Genomic DNA, 20,276 nt, shown 5'->3' on the forward strand with positions numbered 1-20,276 from the left:
CGCTGAGAGTGATGTGCGGACCGCGAGAGGCGGCGACGGGACTCCCGTCGCCGCCTCTCGGCGTCGTGGGCCGCCCAGGTCACTGCGCCAGCATGTTGCATACAGCAACCAACAAGCGCAGAATCGTTGCTGTCTACACGTACCGGGTGTCCACCCGGCGGCGGATCAGCAGAGGACGCGACGTGCAGCTCACCCCGGAGACATCCGAACGGCTCACCGCAGGCGTGGCTCGGCTGGTGCGCACCGTCAAGCACCTCGGTCCCCGCGCCGCGGCCGACCTCTACGGCGACCTCCCGTCCTTCGGCTGGGCGCTGCTCGTGCCGCTGGAGCAGGACGGCGCCCAGCGGTGCAGCGCCCTGGCCGAGCGGGCCGGCGTCGACGTCTCGGTGGCCAGCCGGCAGGTCGCCGTCCTGGAGCGCTCCGGCCTCGTCGAACGACGCCCCGACCCGCTCGACGGTCGGGCCAGCCTGATCGACCTCAGCACCGCCGGGGTGGCCGCCCTGGCGCACACCCGCCGGCTCCGCGGCCGGTGGGCGGTCGAGGCGCTGGCCGACTGGACCGAGGGCGAGGCGCGGGAGTTCAGCGGCCTGCTGGAGAAGCTGGCCGACGGCCTCGACCGCGCGGGTGGCCGTCCCGCCCGGGCCGGCGTCCTCGCCGCTCCCGCCCGCGCCCCCGCAGCGCCCGCCCCTGAGACGCCCGCATCCGCACCGCCCGCACCTGCACCGCCCGTATCTGCAACGCCTGGAGAGAACCGCCGATGAGCAGCCCCGCACCCACCCGGTCCGCCGCCGGGGCGACCGTCGACCCGGCCGCCGGTCCGGCGGCGGTCGCCCCCGTCGAGCAGCAGGGGCGGATGACCCACCGGCAGATCCTCAGTGCGCTGTCTGGGATGTTGCTGGCGATGTTCGTGGCGTTCCTGTCCTCGACCGTCGTCTCCAACGCGCTGCCGACGATCATCACCGACCTGCGCGGCACGCAGAGCCAGTACACCTGGGTGGTCACCGCCACCCTGCTGGCCTCGACCGCCTCCACGCCGATCTGGGGCAAGCTCGCCGACCTGTTCAGCAAGAAGCTGCTGATCCAGATCTCGATCGTGGTCTTCATCGTCGGCTCGATGCTGGCCGGGCTCTCGGGGTCGCTGCCGACGCTGATCGGCTGGCGGGTGCTGCAAGGCCTGGGGCTGGGCGGTCTGCAGGCGCTGGTGCAGATCGCGATGGCCGCGATGATCAGCCCGCGGGAGCGGGGGCGGTACTCCGGCCTGCTCGGCTCGGTGATGGCGGTCGCCACCGTCGGCGGCCCGCTGATCGGTGGCCTGCTGGTCGACACCAGCTGGCTGGGCTGGCGGTGGTGCTTCTTCGTCGGCGTCCCGTTCGCGGTCGTGGCCCTGGTGCTGCTGCAGCGCACCCTGCACCTGCCGGTGACCAAGCGGGACGTGTCGATCGACTACCTGGGTGCGGCGTTCCTGACCGCCGGTGTGTCGGCGCTGCTGATCTGGGTGACCCTGGCCGGGGACAGCTTCGCCTGGGCCTCCCCGGAGACCGCCCTGTTCGTGGCGGGCGGCGTGCTCGCCATCGTGGCGTTCGTCGTCACCGAGCTGCGCGCGAAGGAGCCGATCGTCCCGCTCCGGCTGTTCCGGGACCGGACGACGACCCTGGCGATCATCGCCAGCGTCGCCATCGGTGTCGCGATGTTCGGCTCCACGGTCTTCCTCGGCCAGTACCTGCAGATCTCCCGTGGCTACTCGCCGACCGCGGCCGGCCTGCTCACCATCCCGATGGTCGGTGGTCTCCTCGTCTCCTCGACCGTCTCCGGGATCCTGATCACCCGCACCGGGTTCTGGAAGCGCTACCTGGTCGCCGGCTCGTTGCTGGTGGCGCTCGGGTTCGGCCTGCTGGCCACGGTCGACCACGCCACGGACATGGTGGTGCTCGGGGTCTTCCTCACCGTGCTCGGCGTCGGGATCGGCATGACCATGCAGAACCTGGTGCTGGCCGTGCAGAACACCGTGGCGGCCACCGACCTGGGGGCGGCGAGCTCGGCGGTGGCGTTCTTCCGCAGCCTCGGCGGCACGATCGGGGTCTCGGTGCTCGGCGCGGTGCTCTCCAGCCGGGTGGGCACGCTCATCCGCTCGGGGCTGGCCGAGGTCCCGGGGGCACCGGCCGCGGCCGGGTCCCAGGACATCGGGCTGGCCAGCCTGGCCGACGCCCCGGCGCCGATCCAGGCGCTGATCCGGGTCTCCTACGGCGACGCGACCGGGCGGGTCTTCCTCATCGCGGCGGCGCTGTCGATCATCACGATCGTGGCCGTCCTGTTCATCCGGGAGGTCGCGCTGCGCACCGAGACCGGTGACGAGCGGCTGCAGGGCGAGCGCGACACGACCGCCGACGTCGACGCGCAGCTGGCCGGCCGGCGCGGCTGACCGCCGGGACGTGCAGAGGCCCGTCTCCCCCACCGGGGGAGACGGGCCTCACGCGGTGCAGGCCCCCTGCGAGGTGGCGCAGGGGGCCTCGCCTCTCAGGAGAGGCTGGCGTCCAGGGTGATGTCCACGGCGGCCAGCGCCTTGCTCACCGGGCAGCCGGCCTTGGCGGCCTGGGCCGCCTTGTCGAAGCCGGCGGCGTCGAGCCCGTCGACCTCGCCGCGCACGGTCAGCGCGATCCCGGTGATCGTCGGGGCGCCGTCCTGCTGGCCGAGGGTCACGTCCGCGCTCACCTCGAGGGACTGCGTCGTGCCACCGGCCTTGCCGATCTCGCTGGACAGCGCCATGGCGTAGCAGGACGAGTGGGCCGCGGCGATGAGCTCCTCGGGGCTGGTGGTGCCCCCGGCCTCGTCAGCGGCCCGCTTGGGGAAGCTGACGTCGAACGTGCCGACCTTCGAGCTGGAGAGCTCGACCTGGCCGGAGCCCTCCTGCAGGGAGCCGTTCCAGGCAGTGCGTGCGGTACGGGTGGGCATCGGACCTCCTCCTCGTCGGTGACGGCCGCGACGCAGGGCTGCGCCGCGGCCGGACACCGCTTCTGACGGGGTCAACCGTTCCCGGCCGGCGGTGTTCCCGCCACCGGACCAGCCCCTCCCCGTCCGGCCCCGCTGCAGGGTCCCGCCGCGAGCTCGCGAGTGGTGGGGGGGCAGCGGGCCCTTGGTCAGACGGGGGCGATCGCGCGGGTCTCGGCCACCCGCTCGGTGATCAGCCGCAGCTGGGCCTTCAACTCGTCGAACTGGCTCTGGTTCAGGGCCAGGGCGTCGATCATCTCCGCGGAGATCGAGCAGGCCGGGCCCTGCAGCGCCCGGCCGGCGTCGGTCAGCCGGACGGAGACCGACCGCTCGTCGTCGGCCCGGCGGTGCCGGGTCACCAGGCCCGCAGCGGTGAGCCGCTTGAGCAGGGGGGACAGGGTGCCGGAGTCGAGTGCCAGGCGGGTGCCCAGCTGCCCGACGCTCTGCCCGTCCTCCTCCCACAGCAGCATGAGGACGAGGTACTGGGGATAGGTGACCCCGAGCTCGTCCAGCATGGGGCGGTACCGGGCGGTGACCGCACGTGAGGCCGCGTAGAGCGCGAAACAGAGCTGATCGTCGAGAGCGACGCTCGGCGACGGGGTGTCTGTCATGGGGCAAGAGTAGGGCGCCATCCGGCTGTAGGCAGCCATGTGGCCCCATCTCGCTGCGTTTTCTGCCAGGGTCGGGAGCTGCACGGGGTGCTCCGTGCCGCCCTGGACGCCGCCAGGTTGAGTGGAACAGACTCAAGTCCTGCTCCGTTCCACCACACGAACCGTCCGTGTCGCAGGAGAGGACAGACCCACCCGCCATGCAGAGCAAGCTCACCACCCGTTCGCAGGAGGCCTTCGCCGCCGCTCAGCGGCTGGCGGTCGACCGGGGCCAGGCGGCCCTCGAGCCCCTGCACCTGCTGGTCGCCCTGCTCGAGCAGACCGACGGCATCGCCGGGCCGCTCCTGCAGGCCACCGGTGCCGACCCGGCCGACGTCCGGGCCAAGGCCGATGCCGCGGTGCGCCGGATGCCGAGCGCCAGCGGCTCCACGGTGGCCGCCCCCGCGCCGTCCCGGGAGCTGCTCCGGGCGATCAACGCCGCCGGCGAGCAGGCCAGTGCGCTCGGCGACGAGTACGTCTCCACCGAGCACCTGCTGGTCGGCCTGGCCACCACCGAGGGCGAGGCAGGCGCCGTCCTGACCGGTGCCGGTGCCACGCGTGACGCCCTGGTGGCGGCGTTCCGCACGGTCCGGGGCAACCGCAAGGTCACCAGCCCCGATCCGGAGAGCACGTTCCAGGCGCTGGAGAAGTACGCCGTGGACCTGACCGCCCGGGCCCGGGAGGGTCGGATGGACCCGGTCATCGGCCGGGACACGGAGATCCGCCGGGTGGTGCAGGTGCTCTCCCGGCGCACCAAGAACAACCCGGTCCTGATCGGTGAGCCCGGCGTCGGGAAGACCGCGATCGTCGAGGGCCTGGCCCAGCGGATCGTCGCCGGCGACGTCCCGGAGAGCCTCAAGGGCAAGCGGCTGATGGCGCTGGACCTCAGCGCCATGGTGGCCGGGGCGAAGTACCGCGGTGAGTTCGAGGAGCGGCTCAAGGCCGTCCTCCAGGAGATCACCGAGGCCGAGGGGCAGGTCGTCACCTTCATCGACGAGCTGCACACCATCGTCGGCGCCGGCGCCAGCGGTGACTCCGCGATGGACGCCGGCAACATGATCAAGCCGATGCTCGCCCGTGGTGAGCTGCGGATGGTCGGCGCGACGACGCTCGACGAGTTCCGCGAGCACATCGAGAAAGACCCGGCGCTGGAGCGGAGGTTCCAGCAGGTCTACGTCGGGGAGCCGTCGGTCGAGGACACCATCGGGATCCTGCGTGGCCTCAAGGAGCGCTACGAGGTGCACCACGGGGTGCGGATCACCGACGGGGCCATCGTGGCGGCCGCGACCCTGTCCGACCGCTACGTCACCGCCCGCTTCCTCCCGGACAAGGCGATCGACCTCGTCGACGAGGCCGCCAGCCGGCTCCGGATGGAGATCGACAGCCGGCCGGTCGAGGTCGACGAGGTCGAGCGGGTCGTGCGCCGGCTGGAGATCGAGGAGATGGCGCTGGCCAAGGAGGACGACCCGGCGTCCCTCCAGCGGCTGGAGACGCTGCGCTCGGAGCTCGCCGACCGTCGGGAGGCGCTGGGCGAGCTGACCGCCCGCTGGCAGCAGGACAAGACGGCGATCGACCGGATCCAGCACACCAAGGAGGAGCTGGAGGGGGTGCGGCTGGAGGCCGAACGTGCCGAGCGGGACGGCGACCTGGCCCGGGTCGCCGAGCTGCGTTACGGCCGCATGCCCGCGCTGGAGCGGGCGCTGTCCGAGGCCGAGGCATCGGTGGCGGCCAGCGACTCGATGCTGAAGGAGGAGGTCGGCGCCGACGACATCGCCGAGGTCGTGCAGGCCTGGACCGGGATCCCGGCCGGCCGGCTGCTGGAGGGCGAGACGCAGAAACTGCTCCGGATGGAGGAGGAGCTCACCCACCGGGTCGTCGGCCAGCCCGAGGCCGTACGGGCCGTCTCCGACGCCGTCCGCCGGGCACGGTCCGGCGTCGCCGACCCGGACCGGCCGACCGGTTCCTTCCTGTTCCTCGGGCCCACCGGCGTCGGCAAGACGGAGCTGGCCAAGGCGCTGGCGGAGTTCCTGTTCGACGACGAGCGGGCGATGGTCCGCATCGACATGAGCGAGTACTCCGAGAAGCACTCGGTGTCCCGGCTGGTGGGCTCCCCGCCCGGGTACGTCGGCTACGAGGCCGGCGGTCAGCTCACCGAGGCGGTGCGGCGCCGCCCGTACACGATCGTGTTGCTCGACGAGGTGGAGAAGGCCCACCCCGACGTCTTCGACGTGCTGCTGCAGGTCCTCGACGACGGCCGGCTCACCGACGGGCAGGGCCGCACGGTCGACTTCCGCAGCACGATCCTCGTCCTGACGTCGAACCTCGGGTCGCAGGTGATCGCCGACCAGTCGATCCCCGACGCGCAGAAGCGGCAGGCCGTGCAGGACGTGGTGCGGTCGCACTTCAAGCCGGAGTTCCTCAACCGGCTGGACGACGTGGTCACGTTCCGCGCGCTCGGCTCCGAAGAGCTGGTCGGGATCGTCGACATCCAGGTCGAGGTGCTCGCCCGCCGGCTGGCCGCCCGCCGGCTCTCCCTGCGGGTGACCGACGCCGCCCGGGAGTGGCTGGCGCTGAACGGCTTCGACCCGGTCTACGGTGCCCGGCCGCTGCGCCGGCTGGTGCAGTCGGCGATCGGTGACCAGCTCGCCCGGGCCCTGCTCGCCGGAGAGGTCCGCGACGGCGACGAGGTCGTCGTCGACTGGGCGGCGGACGTGGCCGACGGAGACGCCGGGCTCACCGTCACCCGGGGGCCGGTGCCCGGGGAGCCGGCCACCGAGCCCGGTCCGACGACGGAACCGGCCCCGCGGGCGCTCGGTCCCGGCACCGGCGAGTGAGGCACCGTGCCCGCCGTCGGCGACGGCGGGCACGGTCCGCTCCGGGTCAGCTCGTGGCGTCCTGGAGGCACTGCTCGTAGGCGGCCTGGTCACCGGTCTGGCTGAAGTCGTCGATGCAGGTCTCGGCGGTGGTCACGAAGAACACCGCCGCGGCCAGGATGATCGCCCCGAGCACCAGGCCGATGGCCCCGGTCACGATCCCGCCGATCGGCATGCCCCGGTTGTCGGCCCGCCGGGCCTTGACCCGGCGCAGCGCGACGATGCCCAGGATGATCGCCAGCAGCCCCAGCACGATGCCGGGGACGCCGAGGAAGAAGGCCCCCGGCAGGGACAGGATGCCCAGGACCAGGGAGGCGATCCCGAGTCCGTTGGACTTCTGGGGTGCGCCGTACCCGCCCTGCTGCTGCCCGTACGGGTCCGGCTGGCCGTACTGGATCGGCTGCCCGTACGCGGCCGCCTGACCGTAGGCGGCGGGCTCGCCGTAGGAGGCGGGGCCGGGCTGGCCGTAGCCGTGGGCACCGCCTTGCTCCGGGCGGTCATCGCCGGGACGGGAGGGGTCGGGCGGCGGTGCTGGGGGCGTCGTCACCCCCCGCAGCGTATGGCGTCGGCCAGGAGGTGGCACCCGCAGCCGCCCGCCGGCGGTGCCCGGGAGGCCTGCCCCGAGCGGGGGACGGCGGGGCCTCGTCGGGGCGGATCCGGTGACGGTGACGTGCGGATGCGCCATGATCATCGGGTCCACCCGCCGAGGTCACCCGAGGAGCCGTCATGACGTCAGGACCGCAGGACCCGCAGCACGGCGGGCCCGGGCAGCAGCCGCAGGGCGAGCCGCCCCAGTACGGGCAGGGTCCCCAGCACGGGCAGGGTGGGCCGCAGTACGGCGGGCAGTCCCCGTGGGGGCAGAGCGGCCCGGGTCAGCCCGGCCCGCACGCCTACCCCGCCGCACCCGGGGCCCAGTACGGCGGCGCCCCTCCTGCCCCGACGGAGCGCCCGACCACGGTCAAGGCCGGGATCGGTGCGTTCCTGGCGAACACGGTCCTCGGGCTGATCAGCTCGATCCTCACCTTCACCAGCCTCGACTCGCAGATCGACGACCTGATCGCCGACCAGGCGCTCACCCGCGACGAGGCCTCGACGGCGCTCACCATCGGCGCGGTCATCGGCCTCCTGCTGACGGCGGCCTACCTGGTGGTGCTGTTCTTCGCCTGGAAGGGCCACAACTGGGCGCGCATCGTGCTCTGGGTGCTGGGCGGCCTGAGCGTGCTGTTCGGCCTGCTGGGCGCATCAGCCCTCGGCTTCCTCGGCATGCTGGGCCTGTTGCTCACCATCGCCGGGATCGTGCTGCTGGCGCTCAAGCCCTCCAGCGACTGGTACAAGGCGGAGACCCAGCGGCGCAACCGGTTCTGAGGCCGGTCAGCTGCGGCTGCGTGGGCCGGACGAGGCCCACGCGGTCGTCGTCCGGGCCAGCAGGCTGGTCCCGGCGGCCGCGCAGAGCACCAACACCAGCAGCGACGAGGCCGCCACGCCACCGGTCAGGAAGGTCGCGCCGAGGGTCAGCAGCCCCAGCGGCACGCTGACGGCCAGCCCGGTCCACCGGGCCCACGCCCGCCCGCGGGCGAGGAAGACCGCGGAGACGGCGGCGAGCACCCCGAACACCACGGCCTGGACCAGGTTCAGCAGCACGGCCCGCTCGGCGTCCGAGCGCGGCGCACCCGGCTGCGCCTCGGCGAGGGTGTCGATCACGGTCTCCCGGACGGCGAAGGTCAGCAGCGCGTTCAGCAGGAGCAGCAGGGCCAGGGCGGCGAGCACCCCGATCGAGACCTTGACCGAGGCGGGGGTCTCCGGGCGGGCCGGAGCGGGGGGCGTGGGGCTGCTGCTCACCGCGTCAGGGTGGCACGCCGGGGCGGGACCCCGGTCGCCTGCCGCGCCGGATGCGATGCTGGCGGCGGCCGGCGCACCACACCACCGTGGTCGATCGGTGACCGACACCAGGAGGACAGCCGCAGTGATGGCCCCCCGGCAGACCCGAGCCGCCGTCCCGTCCCGGATCGGCGGGCTCCTCGCCGTCCCCGTCCTCCTGGTCGGGATCGCCGGCTGCAGCGGGTCCGACGACGAACCGACCGCACGCGCCACCCCCAGCGCCACGGCCACCGAGACGAGCGCGGCACCGACGTCGGAGGCGGTCGCAGCGCCCACCGGACCGATCGGACCCGGGTGCGATCTGGCCTTCCCCGCCGCGGCCGACGGGACGCCGGCGGACCTGTCAGCCCAGCCGGTGAGCGCGGCGGTGGGCGCCAACCCGCAGCTGAGCACCCTCACCGCGGCCGTGGGCGCGGCCAACCTGGTCGACGTGCTCAACACCCGGGAGGAGGTCACCGTGCTGGCGCCGACGAACGCCGCCTTCGACGCGCTGGGCCCCGACGCGGTGCCCGCGCTGCTCGGGGACGTCCCGCGGCTGACCTCGCTGCTGACCCACCACGTGCTGCCCGGTCGGCTGGCGCCGGCCGACCTCGTCGGCGAGCACGTCACGCTCAACGGCGACCCGATCACCGTGGCCGGGCCGCCCGAGGCGCCGACCGTCGCCGCGGAGGGCACCCTCGCCGGCGCCGCCCCGGCGACCGTGGTCTGCGGCGACGTCCCGACGGCGAACGCCACCGTCTACGTCATCGACCAGGTGCTCGCCCCGGCCGGCTGACCCGTGCGCAGGGCCTTCCCGGTCGCGGGCACCCGTCCGCCGGGCTCAGTAGGGTTCCCGCCATGAACGCCCCCGCTCCGGCGCACCCCGACCGTGACCGGCTGCTCGAGCTCGTCGTCGACCTCGCCGTGGTGCACGGGAAGGTGACGCTCTCCTCCGGCCAGGAGGCCGACTGGTACATCGACCTGCGCCGGGTGACGCTGCACCACGAGGCCGCCCCGCTGGTGGGTCGGGTGATGCGCCAGCTCACCGGCGACCTGCGCTACGACGTGGTCGGCGGGCTGACCCTGGGCGCCGACCCGGTCGCCACCGCGATGCTGCACGCCGCCGCGGGCGGCGAGGGGTTCCTGGACGCCTGCGTGGTGCGCAAGGCGACCAAGACGCACGGGATGCAGCGGCGGATCGAGGGGCCCGACGTCGCCGGCCGCACCGTGCTGGTCGTCGAGGACGTCTCCACCACCGGGAGCAGCCCGCTCGCCGCCGTGGAGGCGCTGCAGGAGGCCGGCGCAGAGGTGCTGGGCGTGGCCGTGATCGTCGACCGCGGCGCCCGCGCGGCCGTCGAGGCGGCCGGCCTGGAGTACCGCGCGGCGTTCGAGCTCGCCGACCTCGGCCTGTCCTGACGGGAGGCCCTGCTCCGGGAGGGCGCCGCAGCCCCACCGGGGCCGTACGGTGACCGGGTGACCGCCCTCACGACGACGTGGGTCCGCGAGCTCCAGGACGCCCTGGGCCCGGACAGCGTGCTCACCGATCCCGACGTCACCGCCGCCTACGCACGCGACCAGGCGATGCTCGCCGAGGCCGGGCTGCCGGCCGCGGTGGCGCTGCCGCGCAGCACCGAGGAGGTGTCGGCGGTGCTGCGGCTGGCCAGCCGGCACGGGGTCCCCGTGGTGCCGCGGGGCGCGGGCTCGGGGCTGGTCGGTGCGGCCAACGCGGTCGACGGGTGCATCACCCTCGCGCTGACCCGGATGGACGCCGTCCTGGAGGTCGCGCCGGCCGACCGGCTCGCCGTCGTCCAGGCCGGCGTGGTGAACAAGACGCTGCGCGACGCCGTCCGGGAGCACGGGCTGTTCTACCCACCGGACCCGGCCAGCTACGACTGGTGCACCCTCGGCGGCAACCTGGCGATGAACTCCGGCGGGCTGTGCTGCGTGAAGTACGGGGTCACCACCGACTACGTGCTCGGCCTGGAGGTCGTGCTCGCCGACGGCCGGGTGCTGCGCACCGGGCGGCGCACGGTGAAGGGCGTCGCCGGCTACGACCTGGCCCGGCTGTTCGTCGGTTCCGAGGGCACCCTGGGCGTGATCACCGAGGCGACGCTGGCGCTGCGCCCCGCCCCGCAGCCGCCGGTCACCCTGGTCGCCAGCTTCGGTACGAGCGCGCAGACCGGCCAGGTCGTCGAGCGGGTGGTCACCAGCGGCCTGGTGCCGAGCATGCTCGAGGTGATGGACCGCACCTGCATCCGCGCGGTCGACGACCTGATGAAGGCCGACCTGGACCGCGACGCGGCGGCGCTGCTGCTGGCCCAGTCCGACAGCGGCGGCGACGTGGCCCTCGCCGAGATCGCCGCACTCACCCGGCTGTGCGAGGAGGCCGGCGCGGACTTCGTGCACTCCACGGACGACCCGGCCGAGGGCGACCTGCTGATGACCGCCCGGCGGATGGCGCTGCCGGCGCTGGAGCGGCTGGGCAGCAGCCTGCTGCTCGACGACGTCGCCGTCCCGCGGTCGCGGGTGGCCACCTTCATCGACGGCTGCGACGCCATCGCCGCCACCGCCGGGCTGGTGATCGGGGTCGTCGGGCACGCCGGTGACGGCAACATGCACCCGACCGTCGTCTTCGACGGCGCCGACCCCGACCAGTGCACCCGGGCCTACGCCGCCTTCGACGCCATCCTGGAGCTGGGGCTGTCCCTCGGCGGCACCATCACCGGCGAGCACGGCGTCGGCACGATCAAGGCGGACTGGCTGGAGCGGGAGATCGGACCGGTGTCCCTCTCCGTGCACCAGGCGATCAAGCACGCGCTCGACCCGGCGGGGCTCCTGAACCCCGGGAAGATGTTCCGCCGGGCCGCCGCCGGCGACCTGGCCGCCGTCTCGGGGCTCATCGGCGCCTGAGGCGTCCGGCGGTGGGAGGCTGCAGGGCATGACCGAGCGACTGGTGGTGGTCGGCGGCGACGCGGCCGGGATGTCGGCGGCCGCCCAGGCCCGGCGCCTGCGCACGGCGGCCGAGCTGGAGATCGTCGTCCTGGAGCAGAGCGACGTCGTCTCCTACTCCGCCTGCGGCATCCCCTACTGGGTCGCCGGGCAGGTGGGCGACCGGGACGACCTCATCGCCCGGACGCCGGCCGAGTTCGCTGCCCGGGACATCACCGTGCACATCGGCACGCGGGCCGAGGCGATCGACCTGGACGCCGGTGAGGTGCACGCCCGCGGGGGCGAGCGGTTCGGCTACGACCGGCTGGTCGTCGCCACCGGCGGGCGGCCCAGCCGGCCCCCGATCCCCGGCCTGGACGCCCCCGGGGTGTTCGGCGTGCACCGGCTGGACGACGGCGCGGCCATCCGGGCGGCGATCGACCGGCTGCCCGCCGACGGCCCGCGGCGCGGGCTGGTGCTCGGCGGCGGCTACATCGGGCTGGAGATGGCCGAGGCCCTGCAGGACCGGGGCCTGGAGGTCACCGTCGTCCTGGCCGACCCGCTGCCGATGGCGCTGTTGGACACCGACATGGGCGAGCGGGTCTGTGCCGCCCTCGAGGCGATGGGCATGACGGTGCACGCCGACCAGGCGGTCCGGGAGGTGGTCCTCGACGCCGACGGCCGGGCCTGCGGGGTGCGCACCGACGTCGGCAGCTACCCCGCCGACCTCATCGTCCTCGGGCTGGGCATGGGCCCGGAGGCGCGGCTGGCCGCCGAGGCCGGGCTGGCGATCGGGCCGACCGGGGCGGTCGAGGTCGACCGGAGCCAGCGCTGCCGGGACCACCCGGAGGTGTTCGCCGCCGGCGACTGCGCGCAGACGTTCCACCGGGTCACCGGCGAGGTCGCGCACGTGGCGCTGGGCACGCACGCCAACAAGCAGGGCCGGGTCGCCGGCTCGGTGATCGGTGGCCGGCCGGCCCGCTTCGCCGGGGTGCTCGGCACGGCGGTGACCAAGGTGGGGGAGCTGGAGATCGGGCGGACCGGGCTGTGCACCACCCAGGCCGAGGAAGCCGGGTTCGCGTACCGCACCGACGTCATCGAGGCGACCACCCGGGCCGGCTACTTCCCGGGCGCGGAGGAGATCGCGGTCAAGCTGGTCACCGAGGCCGGTTCCGGGCAGCTGCTCGGTGCCCAGGTGGTCGGCGGGCCGGGGTCGGGGAAGCGGATCGACGTGCTGGCCACGGCGATCTGGGCGGGGATGACCGCCGAGGAGCTGGCCGGCAGCGACCTCTCCTACGCCCCGCCGTTCTCACCGACCTACGACCCGGTGGTGGTCGCCGCCCGCGCCGTCAGCCGCATCGAGCAGGGCTGACCGGGGGCCGGGCACGCCCCCGGAGACCGCCCGGCGCGATACTGACGGCCAGCAGAGCCGGTCCCGACGTCAGGAGAGCACCGCATGCCCATCGCGACCCCCGAGGTCTACGCCGACATGATCAGCCGGGCGAAGGAGGGCGGGTTCGCCTATCCGGCGATCAACTGCACCTCGTCCGAGACGATCAACGCCGCGCTGCGCGGTTTCGCCGACGCCGGCAGTGACGGGATCATCCAGTTCTCCACCGGGGGCGCCGAGTTCGGCTCGGGCACCCGGGTCAAGGACATGGTGACCGGTGCGGTGGCGCTGGCGGAGTTCGCGCACGTGGTCGCCGAGAAGTACCCGGTCAACGTCGCGCTGCACACCGACCACTGCCCCAAGGACAAGCTGGACAGCTACGTCCGACCGCTGATCGCCGTCTCCCAGGACCGGGTCGACGCCGGCCAGGAGCCGCTGTTCCAGTCGCACATGTGGGACGGCTCGGCCATCGAGCTGACCGAGAACCTGGAGATCGGCCAGGAGCTCATCGAGAAGTGCGCGGCGGCCAAGATCGTGCTCGAGGTGGAGATCGGCGTCGTCGGGGGCGAGGAGGACGGCGTCGCCCACGAGATCAACGAGAAGCTCTACACCGCTGACGGCGACTTCGTCCGCACCGCCGAGGCCCTCGGGCTCGGGGAGAAGGGCGTCTACCTGCTGGCGGCGACCTTCGGGAACGTGCACGGCGTCTACAAGCCGGGCAACGTCAAGCTCCGCCCCGACGTGCTGCAGCGCGGCCAGGCGGTCGTCGCCGAGCAGTTCGGTCTGGGGGAGGGCGCCAAGCCGTTCAACCTGGTGTTCCACGGCGGTTCCGGGTCCGCGCTCGAGGAGATCCGCGAGGCGCTGTCCTACGGCGTGGTGAAGATGAACGTCGACACCGACACCCAGTACGCGCTGACCCGCGCGATCGCCGGGCACATGTTCAGCAACTACGACGGCGTCCTCAAGGTCGACGGCGAGGTGGGGGTCAAGAAGACCTACGACCCGCGCACCTACATGAAGCTGGCCGAGGCGAGCATGGCCGACCGGGTCGTGGAGGCCTGCGAGCACCTGCTCTCCGCCGGCCAGTCGCAGGCGGGCTGAGCCATGACCCACGCACACCACAACCTGCTCGGCGAGCCGGCGCCCACCCTGCTGCCGGGCATCCCGGCGGCCGACGACGCGCTGGCCGCCGGCGCCGACCCGGCCGAGGTCGCGGCCGGGCACCCCACCTCCAGCGCCGCCTGGGCCGCCCTGGCCGAGAACGCACTGGAGGCCGGCCGGACCATCGAGGCCTACGCCTACGCCCGCACCGGCTACCACCGCGGGCTGGACGCGCTGCGCCGCAACGGCTGGAAGGGCTACGGCCCCGTGCCGTGGTCGCACGAGCCGAACCGCGGTTTCCTGCGCTGCGTCACCGTGCTGGCCACCGCGGCCGGCCGGATCGGCGAGGTCGACGAGCAGGAGCGCTGCACCCAGCTGCTGCGCGACTGCGACCCCACGCTGGCCCCCTGACGCAGCACCCAGCTGCCGACTGAGCAGTTCGGGTCGCTCCCCGCGGCGTGTCCGCGCGGGTCGGCGACCACAACCGCTCAGTCGGCGCTGGAGCGGGGCGACGACCCAGGTCGGGATCCGGATCTTGATCGTCCTGATGCCGAGACCTGGCGGTCTCGATAGCGTCATGATCCGGTCGGCGCCACCGGGCGCCGCCTCGAGAAGAGAGGCAGACCATGGCCACGTTGCTCTGGATCCTCGCCGTCGTCCTGGTCGTCGCCGGGGTCGTCGCGATCGTCCGCAAGCAGATCATCTGGGGGATCGTGCTGATCGTCCTGGGGCTGTTGGTCGGCCCGGGAGGCGTCAGCGTCTTCACCTGAGCTGCCCCGGTGGGGCCGAGAGCCCGCTCGGCCCCACCGGGGGAGTCAGGGACCACAGGACGCTGCGGGCGACCAGGTCGTCCTGGCCGCCCGGCGCTCTGTCGCCGGCTGCCCCGGGCCGCTCAGCGGTCGTGCTCGGCGGCCCGCAGCGAGTCGCTGAGCCGGGAGAGCTCGTCCCCGCCGGCGACCAGCCGGGTGAGGTCGTGCACGTCGACGTCCTCGCGGGTCAGGTCACCGGCCACCCGGCCCCCGCCGAGCAGCAGGAAGCGGTCGCCGACCAGGTGGGCGTGCTGCGGGCTGTGGGTCACGAACAGCACGGCGAGCCCCGCGTCGCGGGCGGCCACCACCGACTGCAGCACCAGTGCCCGCTGGGCCACCGTCATCGGCGCGGTCGGCTCGTCGATGACCAGCACCCGGGCGCCGAAGTGCAGGGCCCGGGCGATCGCCAGGCTCTGCCGCTCCCCGGCCTGCAGCGCGCTCGCGGCCTGGCCGGGGTCGAGCCCCGGGACGCCCACCCTGGCCATCGCCCGGGTGGTGATCTCCTCAGCCCGTCCGACGTCCAGCCGCCGGAACGGCCACACCCCGCGGGTCGGTTCGGCGCCCAGGAAGAAGTTCCGCCAGACCGACATCAGGGGTGCGATCGCCAGGTCCTGCCAGACCGTGGCGATCCCGCAGGCGCGGGCGCGCTGCGGCGACCGGAAGCGCTCCGGCCGGCCGTCGACCAGCAGCTCGCCCTCGGCCGGCTGCTGCAGGCCGGAGAGGACGGCGACCAGCGTCGACTTGCCCGAGCCGTTCTCCCCGAGCACGCAGACCACCTCACCGGCCCGCAGGGCCAGCGACACCCGGGACAGCGCCGGCACGCTGCCGAAGCGCACCGTCACCCCCCGCAGCTCCAGCACCGGCCGCGGGGAGCCGTGCGCGGACAGGTGGGCGGCCGTGCTCATGATCGGGGCACCGTGCGCAGCCGCCGGCGGACGACACCGTTGACCAGCAACGCGACCAGCAGCAGCAGGCCGAGGAAGGCCTGGAACCAGCGCGGGTCCCAGTCGGCCAGCGAGATGCCCTCCCGGGCCACGGCGTAGAGCAGCGCCCCCAGCGCTGCGCCCACGGTCGAGCCGTACCCGCCGGTGAGCAGGCAGCCGCCGATCACCGCGACCACGATGAACTCGATCTCGGTGCCCAGCGCAGGGTCGACCTGCACGCCACCGAGCCGGACCAGGGCCAGCGTGCCGATCAGCCAGCCGGCGGCGGCGGTGCCGAGGAACAGCAGGACCGTGGTCCGCGCCACCGGGACGCCGAGCTCCTGGGCCGCCCGGCTGGCGCCGCCGCTGGCGAAGACGGCGTTGCCGAAGCGGGTGCGCCACAGCAGCCAGGTGGTCAGGAGGGTCGCCAGCGCCCACCACAGCAGCGAGATGCGGAACCGTCCGTCACCCAGCTGTGCGGTGGCCCCGAACACCGCCAGCGCCGACTCCCAGCCCGGTGCGTTCGCCAGGCCGGTGACCCGCGAGGAGCCCGCGATCGCGGCGGCCCCGGCGAGCGAGGCGCCCTGCAGCACGAGGAACGTCGCCAGCGTCACCAGGAAGCTGGGCAGCCCGGTGGTGACCACGAGCAGCCCGTTGGCCGCCCCGACCAGCAGGGCGGCGAGCAGGGACGCCAGCAGGGCCGGCCAGATGCCCAGACCGAGCTGGGTCACCAGCAGGGCGGTGACCAGGCTGCTGCCCACCGCGACGACCCCGATCGACAGGTCGAACTGGCCGGCGACCAGCAGCAGCGCGACCGCGACGCCCCCGATCCCCAGCGGGGCCGCGATGTCCAGCACGGTGGCCAGGCCGCCGGAACTGATCAGTTCCGGTGCCTGCAGCCCGAAGAAGACGGCGAGCACCAGCACCCCGAACAGCGCACCCACGCCGGGGCGGGCGAGCAGCCGGTCCAGCACCCGGCGACCGGCCGAGCGGGGGGCGGCGGGCGCCGCCGGGCCGAAGCCGGGCAGTCGCTCGCTGGTCGGCGGCGCGGCCGAGAAGGGGTGGAGGGGTGGCACGGCGACGCGAGACCTCCTCGAGGGGGGCGGAGACCCCAGTGTCCACGATCGCCGGCGGCCGGACCGTCGCCCGTCAGGGGCGCAGGCGCCAGCGCACCCGGTCGTCGGCGTACCAGGTCCACTTCGTGACCTGGCGGTCGAAGGGCACACCGTCCCGGCTGACCTGGGCCGGGTCCGACGCCATCTGCAGGGCCCGACCGTGCGCCCGGCGCACCGGGCGCAGCGGCAGGGTCACCACCGCCACGCCGATCCGGTCCACCGCCGTCCAGTCCGGTCGCACGTCGATCCGGGTGATCGAACCGTCGGCGACCCGGGTCTCGTCGCAGTACGCGCGGGCGCCGAACCGGCGGGCCAGCGCCCGGCGGGGCGCACCGTGCGCGGTCACCAGGCCGGTGTGCAGCAGCACCCCGCCGTGGTCGTCGCGGACCAGTGGCAGCTCGCGCTCGGACCCGGTGCCGACGCCCAGCGAGCGGGCCAGCCCGGTGGACGCCGGGTCATCGGCGGGCTGCCAGCTCACCGGCACCGCGGGCAGCCGCTCGGTCTTCCACAACCGGGTCAGCACGGCGGAGAGCGCCGGCACCGGACCCAGCACGTGCACCGCGTCGGCGCCGTCCACCACCGAGGCGACGTGCCGGCGCGACGGCGGTTGGACCGCCGCCAGGCCGCGCAGGTCGAGCTGAGTCGCGGGCATGCCGATACCCTGCCACCTGGCCAGCCGGGAACCGCCGGTGTCTTGGGCAGACGCGACGAACGAGGAGAACCCCCCGATGCCGGCAGTCGTGCTGATCGGCGCCCAGTGGGGCGACGAGGGCAAGGGCAAGGCGACCGACCTGCTGGGCGGCCGCGTCCCGTACGTCGTCCGCTACCAGGGCGGCAACAACGCCGGGCACACCGTGATCACGCCCGATGGCGAGAAGTACGCGCTGCACCTGATCCCCAGTGGGATCCTCACCCCGGGCTGCACGCCGGTCATCGGCAACGGCGTGGTCATCGACCCCGAGGTGCTCATCGGTGAGCTCGCCGGCCTGGAGGAGCGCGGGGTGGACACCTCGCGCCTGGTGATCTCCTCCGACGCGCACCTGATCATGCCGCACCACCGCGCCCTGGACCGGGTCACCGAGCGCTTCCTCGGCCAGCGCAAGATCGGCACCACCGGCCGGGGCATCGGCCCCGCCTACGGCGACAAGGTCGCCCGCAACGGCATCCGGGTGCAGGACCTGCTCGACCTGTCGATCCTGCGGCAGAAGCTCGAGGGCACGCTGCAGGAGAAGAACCAGATCCTGGTCAAGGTCTACAACCGCAAGGCCATCGACGTCGACGAGGTGGTCGAGGAGTACTCGGCGTACGCCGAGCAGCTGAAGCACCGGATCGTCGACACCCGGCTGCTGCTGGGCAAGGCGCTGGACGCCGGGGAGTGGGTGCTGCTGGAGGGCTCGCAGGGCACCCTGCTGGACGTCGACCACGGCACCTATCCGTTCGTGACGTCGTCCAACCCGACCGCCGGCGGTGCGGCCGTCGGCGCCGGCGTCGGCCCCACCCGGATCGAGCGGGTCATCGGCATCCTCAAGGCGTACACGACCCGGGTCGGCTCCGGACCGTTCCCGACCGAGCTGCACGACCAGTGGGGTGAGTACCTGCGCAAGCACGGCGGCGAGGTCGGCGTGACCACCGGCCGGGACCGGCGCTGCGGCTGGTTCGACGCCGTCGTCGCCCGCTACGCCAGCCGGGTCAACGGCATCACCGACTACTTCCTCACCAAGCTCGACGTCCTCTCCGGGCTGGAGACGGTGCCGATCTGCGTCGCCTACGACGTCGACGGCGTGCGGCACGACGAGATGCCGATGACGCAGACCGACTTCCACCACGCGAAGCCGATCTACGAGGAGATGCCCGGCTGGTTCGAGGACATCACCGCCTGCCGCCGCTTCGAGGACCTGCCGGCCAACGCGCAGGCCTACGTGCGCCGGCTCGAGGAGCTCTCCGGCGCCCGGGTCAGCGTCATCGGCGTGGGCCCCGGGCGGGACGAGAACGTGGTCCTGCACGACTTGCTCTGACTGGACCGCGACCCTCCGGGCCGCAACGCGGCCAGGAGCCGTACCCAGCTGCGACGAGCCGTTTCGTGGGATGAGGTCGGGGAGCCTCCGGCCCCCGCGACCTCATCCCACAGTCGCCTCTCGGCGACGGTGCTCATGGCGACCCTCCGGGCCGCACCGCGGCCAGGAGCCGTTCCCCCGCCTCGCTGAGCGGCTTCGTGGGATGACGGCAGGAGGCCTCCGGCCCCCGTGCCGTCCTCCCACAGTCGCCTCGCGGCGACGCCGGGGTCGCGTTTCGGGTCGGCTGCCCCGAGCGTCCCCGGGCTGCCCGGCGTGCTCGTGGGCTGGGGTCAGGCGGGTTCGGGGACGCTGCCGGGGTCGCCGCCGGGGTCGTCGGGTGTCGACTCGATCGGCGGGGGCGGCAGCGTCTCCGGGGTGTCCGGCAGGAGTTCGCCCGCGTCGTCCGGCACGGGCTGGTCCGGGTCGAGGGGGGAGTCCGGCTCCGGGATCGACGTCATGCCGCGAGTCAACCAGCGCATGATCGCCGCCGCCATCGACCGGGTCCGGTCCGCCCGGCCGGCGAGGCCGGTCAGACCCGGGGACGCACCGGGGCCATGGCGGCGGCGGAGAGCTCGGCGCGCGCCCGGTGGGCGGTCTCCGGGGCGTCGGTGATCACGCTGTCGACGCCGAGCGCGAAGAGCAGTCGGGCCTCGGTCTGGGCGTCGCCCAGCCCCCGGGGGTCGCCACCGCGGCGCAGGTGGCTGGGGAGGAAGACGTTCTCCGGCCGCAGCGTCCACGGCTCGACGGTGAGCCCCGCGCGGTGCGCCTGGGTGATCAGGTCCGAGACGCCGACCAGGCCGCCGTCGGCGCCGTGCAGCAGGATCCGCCCCTTGTGCGGGGCGATCCCGTCCGCGTAGGTCGAGACCTCGCGCAGGCCGGCGGGGGTGACCAGGGCGTCCTGCATGCCCTCCTCCTCGATCAGCTGCACCAGCCGGGGGCCGTTGCTGCCGAGATCGGCCCGCAGCTCGCGCAGCGCCTGCTGCTCGAAGGCCATGACGACGACGGAGCCGTCGACCCGGGCGGCGTCCAGCCGGCGCAGTTCCGCGGCGACCAGCTCGGTGATCGGCAGCCCCTGCGCGGCGAACCAGGACGGGCACTTCAGCTCCGCCTGCACCCGCACCTGGTGGCCGGGGGTGGACCGGCGGCGGGCCACCTCGACCACCTCGGCCAGGGTGAGGACGCCGAACCGGCCGTCGTAGGCGGTGTTCATCGGTCGCATCCCGGGCAGCCGCTCGACCGCGCGCAGGGTGCGCAGCTCGGCCAGCGTGAAGTCCTCGCTGAACCAGCCGGTCAGCTCCTCGCCGTCCACCTCCTGGGTGCGCCGGCGGTCGGCGAACTCCGGGTGTCGGGCCACGTCGGTCGACCGGGACAGCTCGTTCTCGTGGCGGGCCACGAGGACGCCGTCGCGGGTCACCACGACGTCGGGCTCGATCAGGTCGGCACCGAGGTCGATCGCCAGCTCGTAGCTGGCCACGGTGTGCTCGGGCCGGTAGCTGGGTGCACCGCGGTGTCCGATGATGCGCGGTGAGCGCTCTCGGCGGGGCGAGTGAACGGCCTTCAGGCCGGTCTCCTGCATGTCTCCAGGGAAACCCAG

The 20,276-nt window shown here is 73.9% G+C and carries 21 protein-coding genes; 12 read left to right on the top strand and 9 right to left on the bottom strand.

Annotation, left to right across the window (positions count from 1 at the left end):
• Positions 1 to 92: 92 nt before the first annotated feature.
• Together O2W20_RS03120 and O2W20_RS03125 are read left to right on the top strand one after the other, a co-directional pair.
• A complete protein-coding gene (locus tag O2W20_RS03120) occupies positions 93 to 761 on the top strand; it encodes a MarR family winged helix-turn-helix transcriptional regulator (protein WP_269170292.1) in 669 nt (222 codons plus the stop codon).
• A complete protein-coding gene (locus O2W20_RS03125) occupies positions 758 to 2,419 on the top strand; it encodes an MFS transporter (protein WP_269170293.1) in 1,662 nt (553 codons plus the stop codon). The genes O2W20_RS03120 and O2W20_RS03125 overlap by 4 nt, the downstream gene beginning before the upstream one ends.
• A 95-nt stretch (positions 2,420 to 2,514) precedes the next feature.
• Here the strand turns inward: O2W20_RS03125 and O2W20_RS03130 are convergent, their stop codons facing one another.
• Both O2W20_RS03130 and O2W20_RS03135 read right to left on the bottom strand, forming a co-directional pair.
• On the bottom strand, positions 2,515 to 2,949 hold the full coding sequence (locus O2W20_RS03130) for an OsmC family protein (protein WP_269170294.1): 435 nt from the start codon (positions 2,947 to 2,949) through the stop codon (positions 2,515 to 2,517).
• A gap of 185 nt (positions 2,950 to 3,134) precedes the next feature.
• Entirely contained in the window at positions 3,135 to 3,596 is a 462-nt protein-coding gene (locus O2W20_RS03135; protein ID WP_269170295.1) for a MarR family winged helix-turn-helix transcriptional regulator, read from the bottom strand.
• A 197-nt stretch (positions 3,597 to 3,793) separates the two neighbouring features.
• Here O2W20_RS03135 and clpB point away from each other — a divergent pair, with 197 nt between their 5' ends.
• On the top strand, positions 3,794 to 6,466 hold the full coding sequence (clpB, locus tag O2W20_RS03140; RefSeq protein WP_269170296.1) for an ATP-dependent chaperone ClpB: 2,673 nt from the start codon (positions 3,794 to 3,796) through the stop codon (positions 6,464 to 6,466).
• Positions 6,467 to 6,512: 46 nt separating this feature from the next.
• Here the strand turns inward: clpB and O2W20_RS03145 are convergent, their stop codons facing one another.
• A complete protein-coding gene (locus tag O2W20_RS03145; protein WP_269170297.1) occupies positions 6,513 to 7,052 on the bottom strand; it encodes a DUF4190 domain-containing protein in 540 nt (179 codons plus the stop codon).
• A gap of 179 nt (positions 7,053 to 7,231) precedes the next feature.
• On the opposite strand from O2W20_RS03145, the gene O2W20_RS03150 reads away from it, so the two are divergent.
• The gene (locus O2W20_RS03150; protein WP_269170298.1) at positions 7,232 to 7,870 is read left to right on the top strand and encodes a hypothetical protein; all 639 of its coding nucleotides are present in this window, start codon (positions 7,232 to 7,234) and stop codon (positions 7,868 to 7,870) included.
• Between the two features lie 6 nt (positions 7,871 to 7,876).
• Here O2W20_RS03150 and O2W20_RS03155 read toward each other — a convergent pair whose 3' ends face one another.
• Positions 7,877 to 8,344, bottom strand: coding sequence for a hypothetical protein (locus O2W20_RS03155; protein WP_269170299.1), 468 nt, complete (start codon positions 8,342 to 8,344; stop codon positions 7,877 to 7,879).
• A 127-nt stretch (positions 8,345 to 8,471) separates the two neighbouring features.
• Here O2W20_RS03155 and O2W20_RS03160 point away from each other — a divergent pair, with 127 nt between their 5' ends.
• The 7 genes from O2W20_RS03160 to O2W20_RS03190 all read left to right on the top strand — a co-directional run bounded on the left by O2W20_RS03160 (position 8,472) and on the right by O2W20_RS03190 (position 14,551).
• Positions 8,472 to 9,158 (top strand): fasciclin domain-containing protein, encoded by a 687-nt coding sequence (locus O2W20_RS03160; RefSeq protein WP_269170300.1) that lies wholly within the window; start codon positions 8,472 to 8,474, stop codon positions 9,156 to 9,158.
• Positions 9,159 to 9,220: 62 nt separating this feature from the next.
• Positions 9,221 to 9,778, top strand: coding sequence for an orotate phosphoribosyltransferase (pyrE, locus tag O2W20_RS03165; RefSeq protein WP_269170301.1), 558 nt, complete (start codon positions 9,221 to 9,223; stop codon positions 9,776 to 9,778).
• A 57-nt stretch (positions 9,779 to 9,835) separates the two neighbouring features.
• Entirely contained in the window at positions 9,836 to 11,272 is a 1,437-nt protein-coding gene (locus O2W20_RS03170) for an FAD-binding oxidoreductase (protein ID WP_269170302.1), read from the top strand.
• A 28-nt stretch (positions 11,273 to 11,300) separates the two neighbouring features.
• Complete coding sequence (locus tag O2W20_RS03175; protein WP_269170303.1) at positions 11,301 to 12,662, top strand: FAD-dependent oxidoreductase; 1,362 nt, start codon at positions 11,301 to 11,303, stop codon at positions 12,660 to 12,662.
• 84 nt (positions 12,663 to 12,746) lie between these two features.
• Positions 12,747 to 13,781, top strand: a complete 1,035-nt coding sequence (gene fbaA / locus O2W20_RS03180) for a class II fructose-bisphosphate aldolase (protein WP_269170304.1) — start codon at positions 12,747 to 12,749, stop codon at positions 13,779 to 13,781.
• Between the two features lie 3 nt (positions 13,782 to 13,784).
• Positions 13,785 to 14,192: a DUF3151 domain-containing protein gene (locus O2W20_RS03185; protein ID WP_269170305.1), complete on the top strand. Its 408-nt coding sequence runs from the start codon at positions 13,785 to 13,787 to the stop codon at positions 14,190 to 14,192.
• 215 nt (positions 14,193 to 14,407) lie between these two features.
• Positions 14,408 to 14,551: a GPGG-motif small membrane protein gene (locus O2W20_RS03190; protein WP_269170306.1), complete on the top strand. Its 144-nt coding sequence runs from the start codon at positions 14,408 to 14,410 to the stop codon at positions 14,549 to 14,551.
• 122 nt (positions 14,552 to 14,673) lie between these two features.
• Here O2W20_RS03190 and O2W20_RS03195 read toward each other — a convergent pair whose 3' ends face one another.
• From O2W20_RS03195 to O2W20_RS03205, 3 genes are all read right to left on the bottom strand, one after another.
• Complete coding sequence (locus O2W20_RS03195; protein WP_269170307.1) at positions 14,674 to 15,495, bottom strand: ATP-binding cassette domain-containing protein; 822 nt, start codon at positions 15,493 to 15,495, stop codon at positions 14,674 to 14,676.
• The gene (locus O2W20_RS03200) at positions 15,492 to 16,589 is read right to left on the bottom strand and encodes an ABC transporter permease (RefSeq protein WP_269170308.1); all 1,098 of its coding nucleotides are present in this window, start codon (positions 16,587 to 16,589) and stop codon (positions 15,492 to 15,494) included. The genes O2W20_RS03195 and O2W20_RS03200 overlap by 4 nt, the downstream gene beginning before the upstream one ends.
• A 73-nt stretch (positions 16,590 to 16,662) precedes the next feature.
• Positions 16,663 to 17,280 (bottom strand): hypothetical protein, encoded by a 618-nt coding sequence (locus O2W20_RS03205; protein ID WP_269170309.1) that lies wholly within the window; start codon positions 17,278 to 17,280, stop codon positions 16,663 to 16,665.
• 76 nt (positions 17,281 to 17,356) lie between these two features.
• Here O2W20_RS03205 and O2W20_RS03210 point away from each other — a divergent pair, with 76 nt between their 5' ends.
• Positions 17,357 to 18,643: an adenylosuccinate synthase gene (locus tag O2W20_RS03210; RefSeq protein WP_269170310.1), complete on the top strand. Its 1,287-nt coding sequence runs from the start codon at positions 17,357 to 17,359 to the stop codon at positions 18,641 to 18,643.
• 329 nt (positions 18,644 to 18,972) lie between these two features.
• On the opposite strand, the gene O2W20_RS03215 is transcribed toward O2W20_RS03210, so the two are convergent.
• Positions 18,973 to 19,140 carry a hypothetical protein gene (locus O2W20_RS03215; protein ID WP_269170311.1) on the bottom strand — a complete coding sequence of 56 codons (168 nt, stop codon included), beginning with the start codon at positions 19,138 to 19,140 and terminating at the stop codon, positions 18,973 to 18,975.
• A 71-nt stretch (positions 19,141 to 19,211) separates the two neighbouring features.
• Entirely contained in the window at positions 19,212 to 20,258 is a 1,047-nt protein-coding gene (locus tag O2W20_RS03220; RefSeq protein WP_269170312.1) for a glycerophosphodiester phosphodiesterase family protein, read from the bottom strand.
• Positions 20,259 to 20,276: the final 18 nt, after the last annotated feature.

It is taken from the genome of Modestobacter sp. VKM Ac-2982 (assembly GCF_026967935.1).
In the GTDB taxonomy this organism is placed as follows: Bacteria; Actinomycetota; Actinomycetes; order Mycobacteriales; family Geodermatophilaceae; genus Modestobacter.

What these genes read in the sequence shown, in the direction of transcription:
- O2W20_RS03120 (WP_269170292.1), top strand. Translation starts at nt 93, where the DNA reads ATGTTGCATACAGCAACCAACAAGCGCAGAATCGTTGCTGTCTACACG.
- O2W20_RS03125 (WP_269170293.1), top strand. Translation starts at nt 758, where the DNA reads ATGAGCAGCCCCGCACCCACCCGGTCCGCCGCCGGGGCGACCGTCGAC.
- O2W20_RS03130 (WP_269170294.1), bottom strand. Translation starts at nt 2,949, where the DNA reads ATGCCCACCCGTACCGCACGCACTGCCTGGAACGGCTCCCTGCAGGAG.
- O2W20_RS03135 (WP_269170295.1), bottom strand. Translation starts at nt 3,596, where the DNA reads ATGACAGACACCCCGTCGCCGAGCGTCGCTCTCGACGATCAGCTCTGT.
- clpB (WP_269170296.1), top strand. Translation starts at nt 3,794, where the DNA reads ATGCAGAGCAAGCTCACCACCCGTTCGCAGGAGGCCTTCGCCGCCGCT.
- O2W20_RS03150 (WP_269170298.1), top strand. Translation starts at nt 7,232, where the DNA reads ATGACGTCAGGACCGCAGGACCCGCAGCACGGCGGGCCCGGGCAGCAG.
- O2W20_RS03160 (WP_269170300.1), top strand. Translation starts at nt 8,472, where the DNA reads ATGGCCCCCCGGCAGACCCGAGCCGCCGTCCCGTCCCGGATCGGCGGG.
- pyrE (WP_269170301.1), top strand. Translation starts at nt 9,221, where the DNA reads ATGAACGCCCCCGCTCCGGCGCACCCCGACCGTGACCGGCTGCTCGAG.
- O2W20_RS03175 (WP_269170303.1), top strand. Translation starts at nt 11,301, where the DNA reads ATGACCGAGCGACTGGTGGTGGTCGGCGGCGACGCGGCCGGGATGTCG.
- fbaA (WP_269170304.1), top strand. Translation starts at nt 12,747, where the DNA reads ATGCCCATCGCGACCCCCGAGGTCTACGCCGACATGATCAGCCGGGCG.
- O2W20_RS03185 (WP_269170305.1), top strand. Translation starts at nt 13,785, where the DNA reads ATGACCCACGCACACCACAACCTGCTCGGCGAGCCGGCGCCCACCCTG.
- O2W20_RS03190 (WP_269170306.1), top strand. Translation starts at nt 14,408, where the DNA reads ATGGCCACGTTGCTCTGGATCCTCGCCGTCGTCCTGGTCGTCGCCGGG.
- O2W20_RS03195 (WP_269170307.1), bottom strand. Translation starts at nt 15,495, where the DNA reads ATGAGCACGGCCGCCCACCTGTCCGCGCACGGCTCCCCGCGGCCGGTG.
- O2W20_RS03205 (WP_269170309.1), bottom strand. Translation starts at nt 17,280, where the DNA reads ATGCCCGCGACTCAGCTCGACCTGCGCGGCCTGGCGGCGGTCCAACCG.
- O2W20_RS03210 (WP_269170310.1), top strand. Translation starts at nt 17,357, where the DNA reads ATGCCGGCAGTCGTGCTGATCGGCGCCCAGTGGGGCGACGAGGGCAAG.
- O2W20_RS03215 (WP_269170311.1), bottom strand. Translation starts at nt 19,140, where the DNA reads ATGACGTCGATCCCGGAGCCGGACTCCCCCCTCGACCCGGACCAGCCC.
- O2W20_RS03220 (WP_269170312.1), bottom strand. Translation starts at nt 20,258, where the DNA reads ATGCAGGAGACCGGCCTGAAGGCCGTTCACTCGCCCCGCCGAGAGCGC.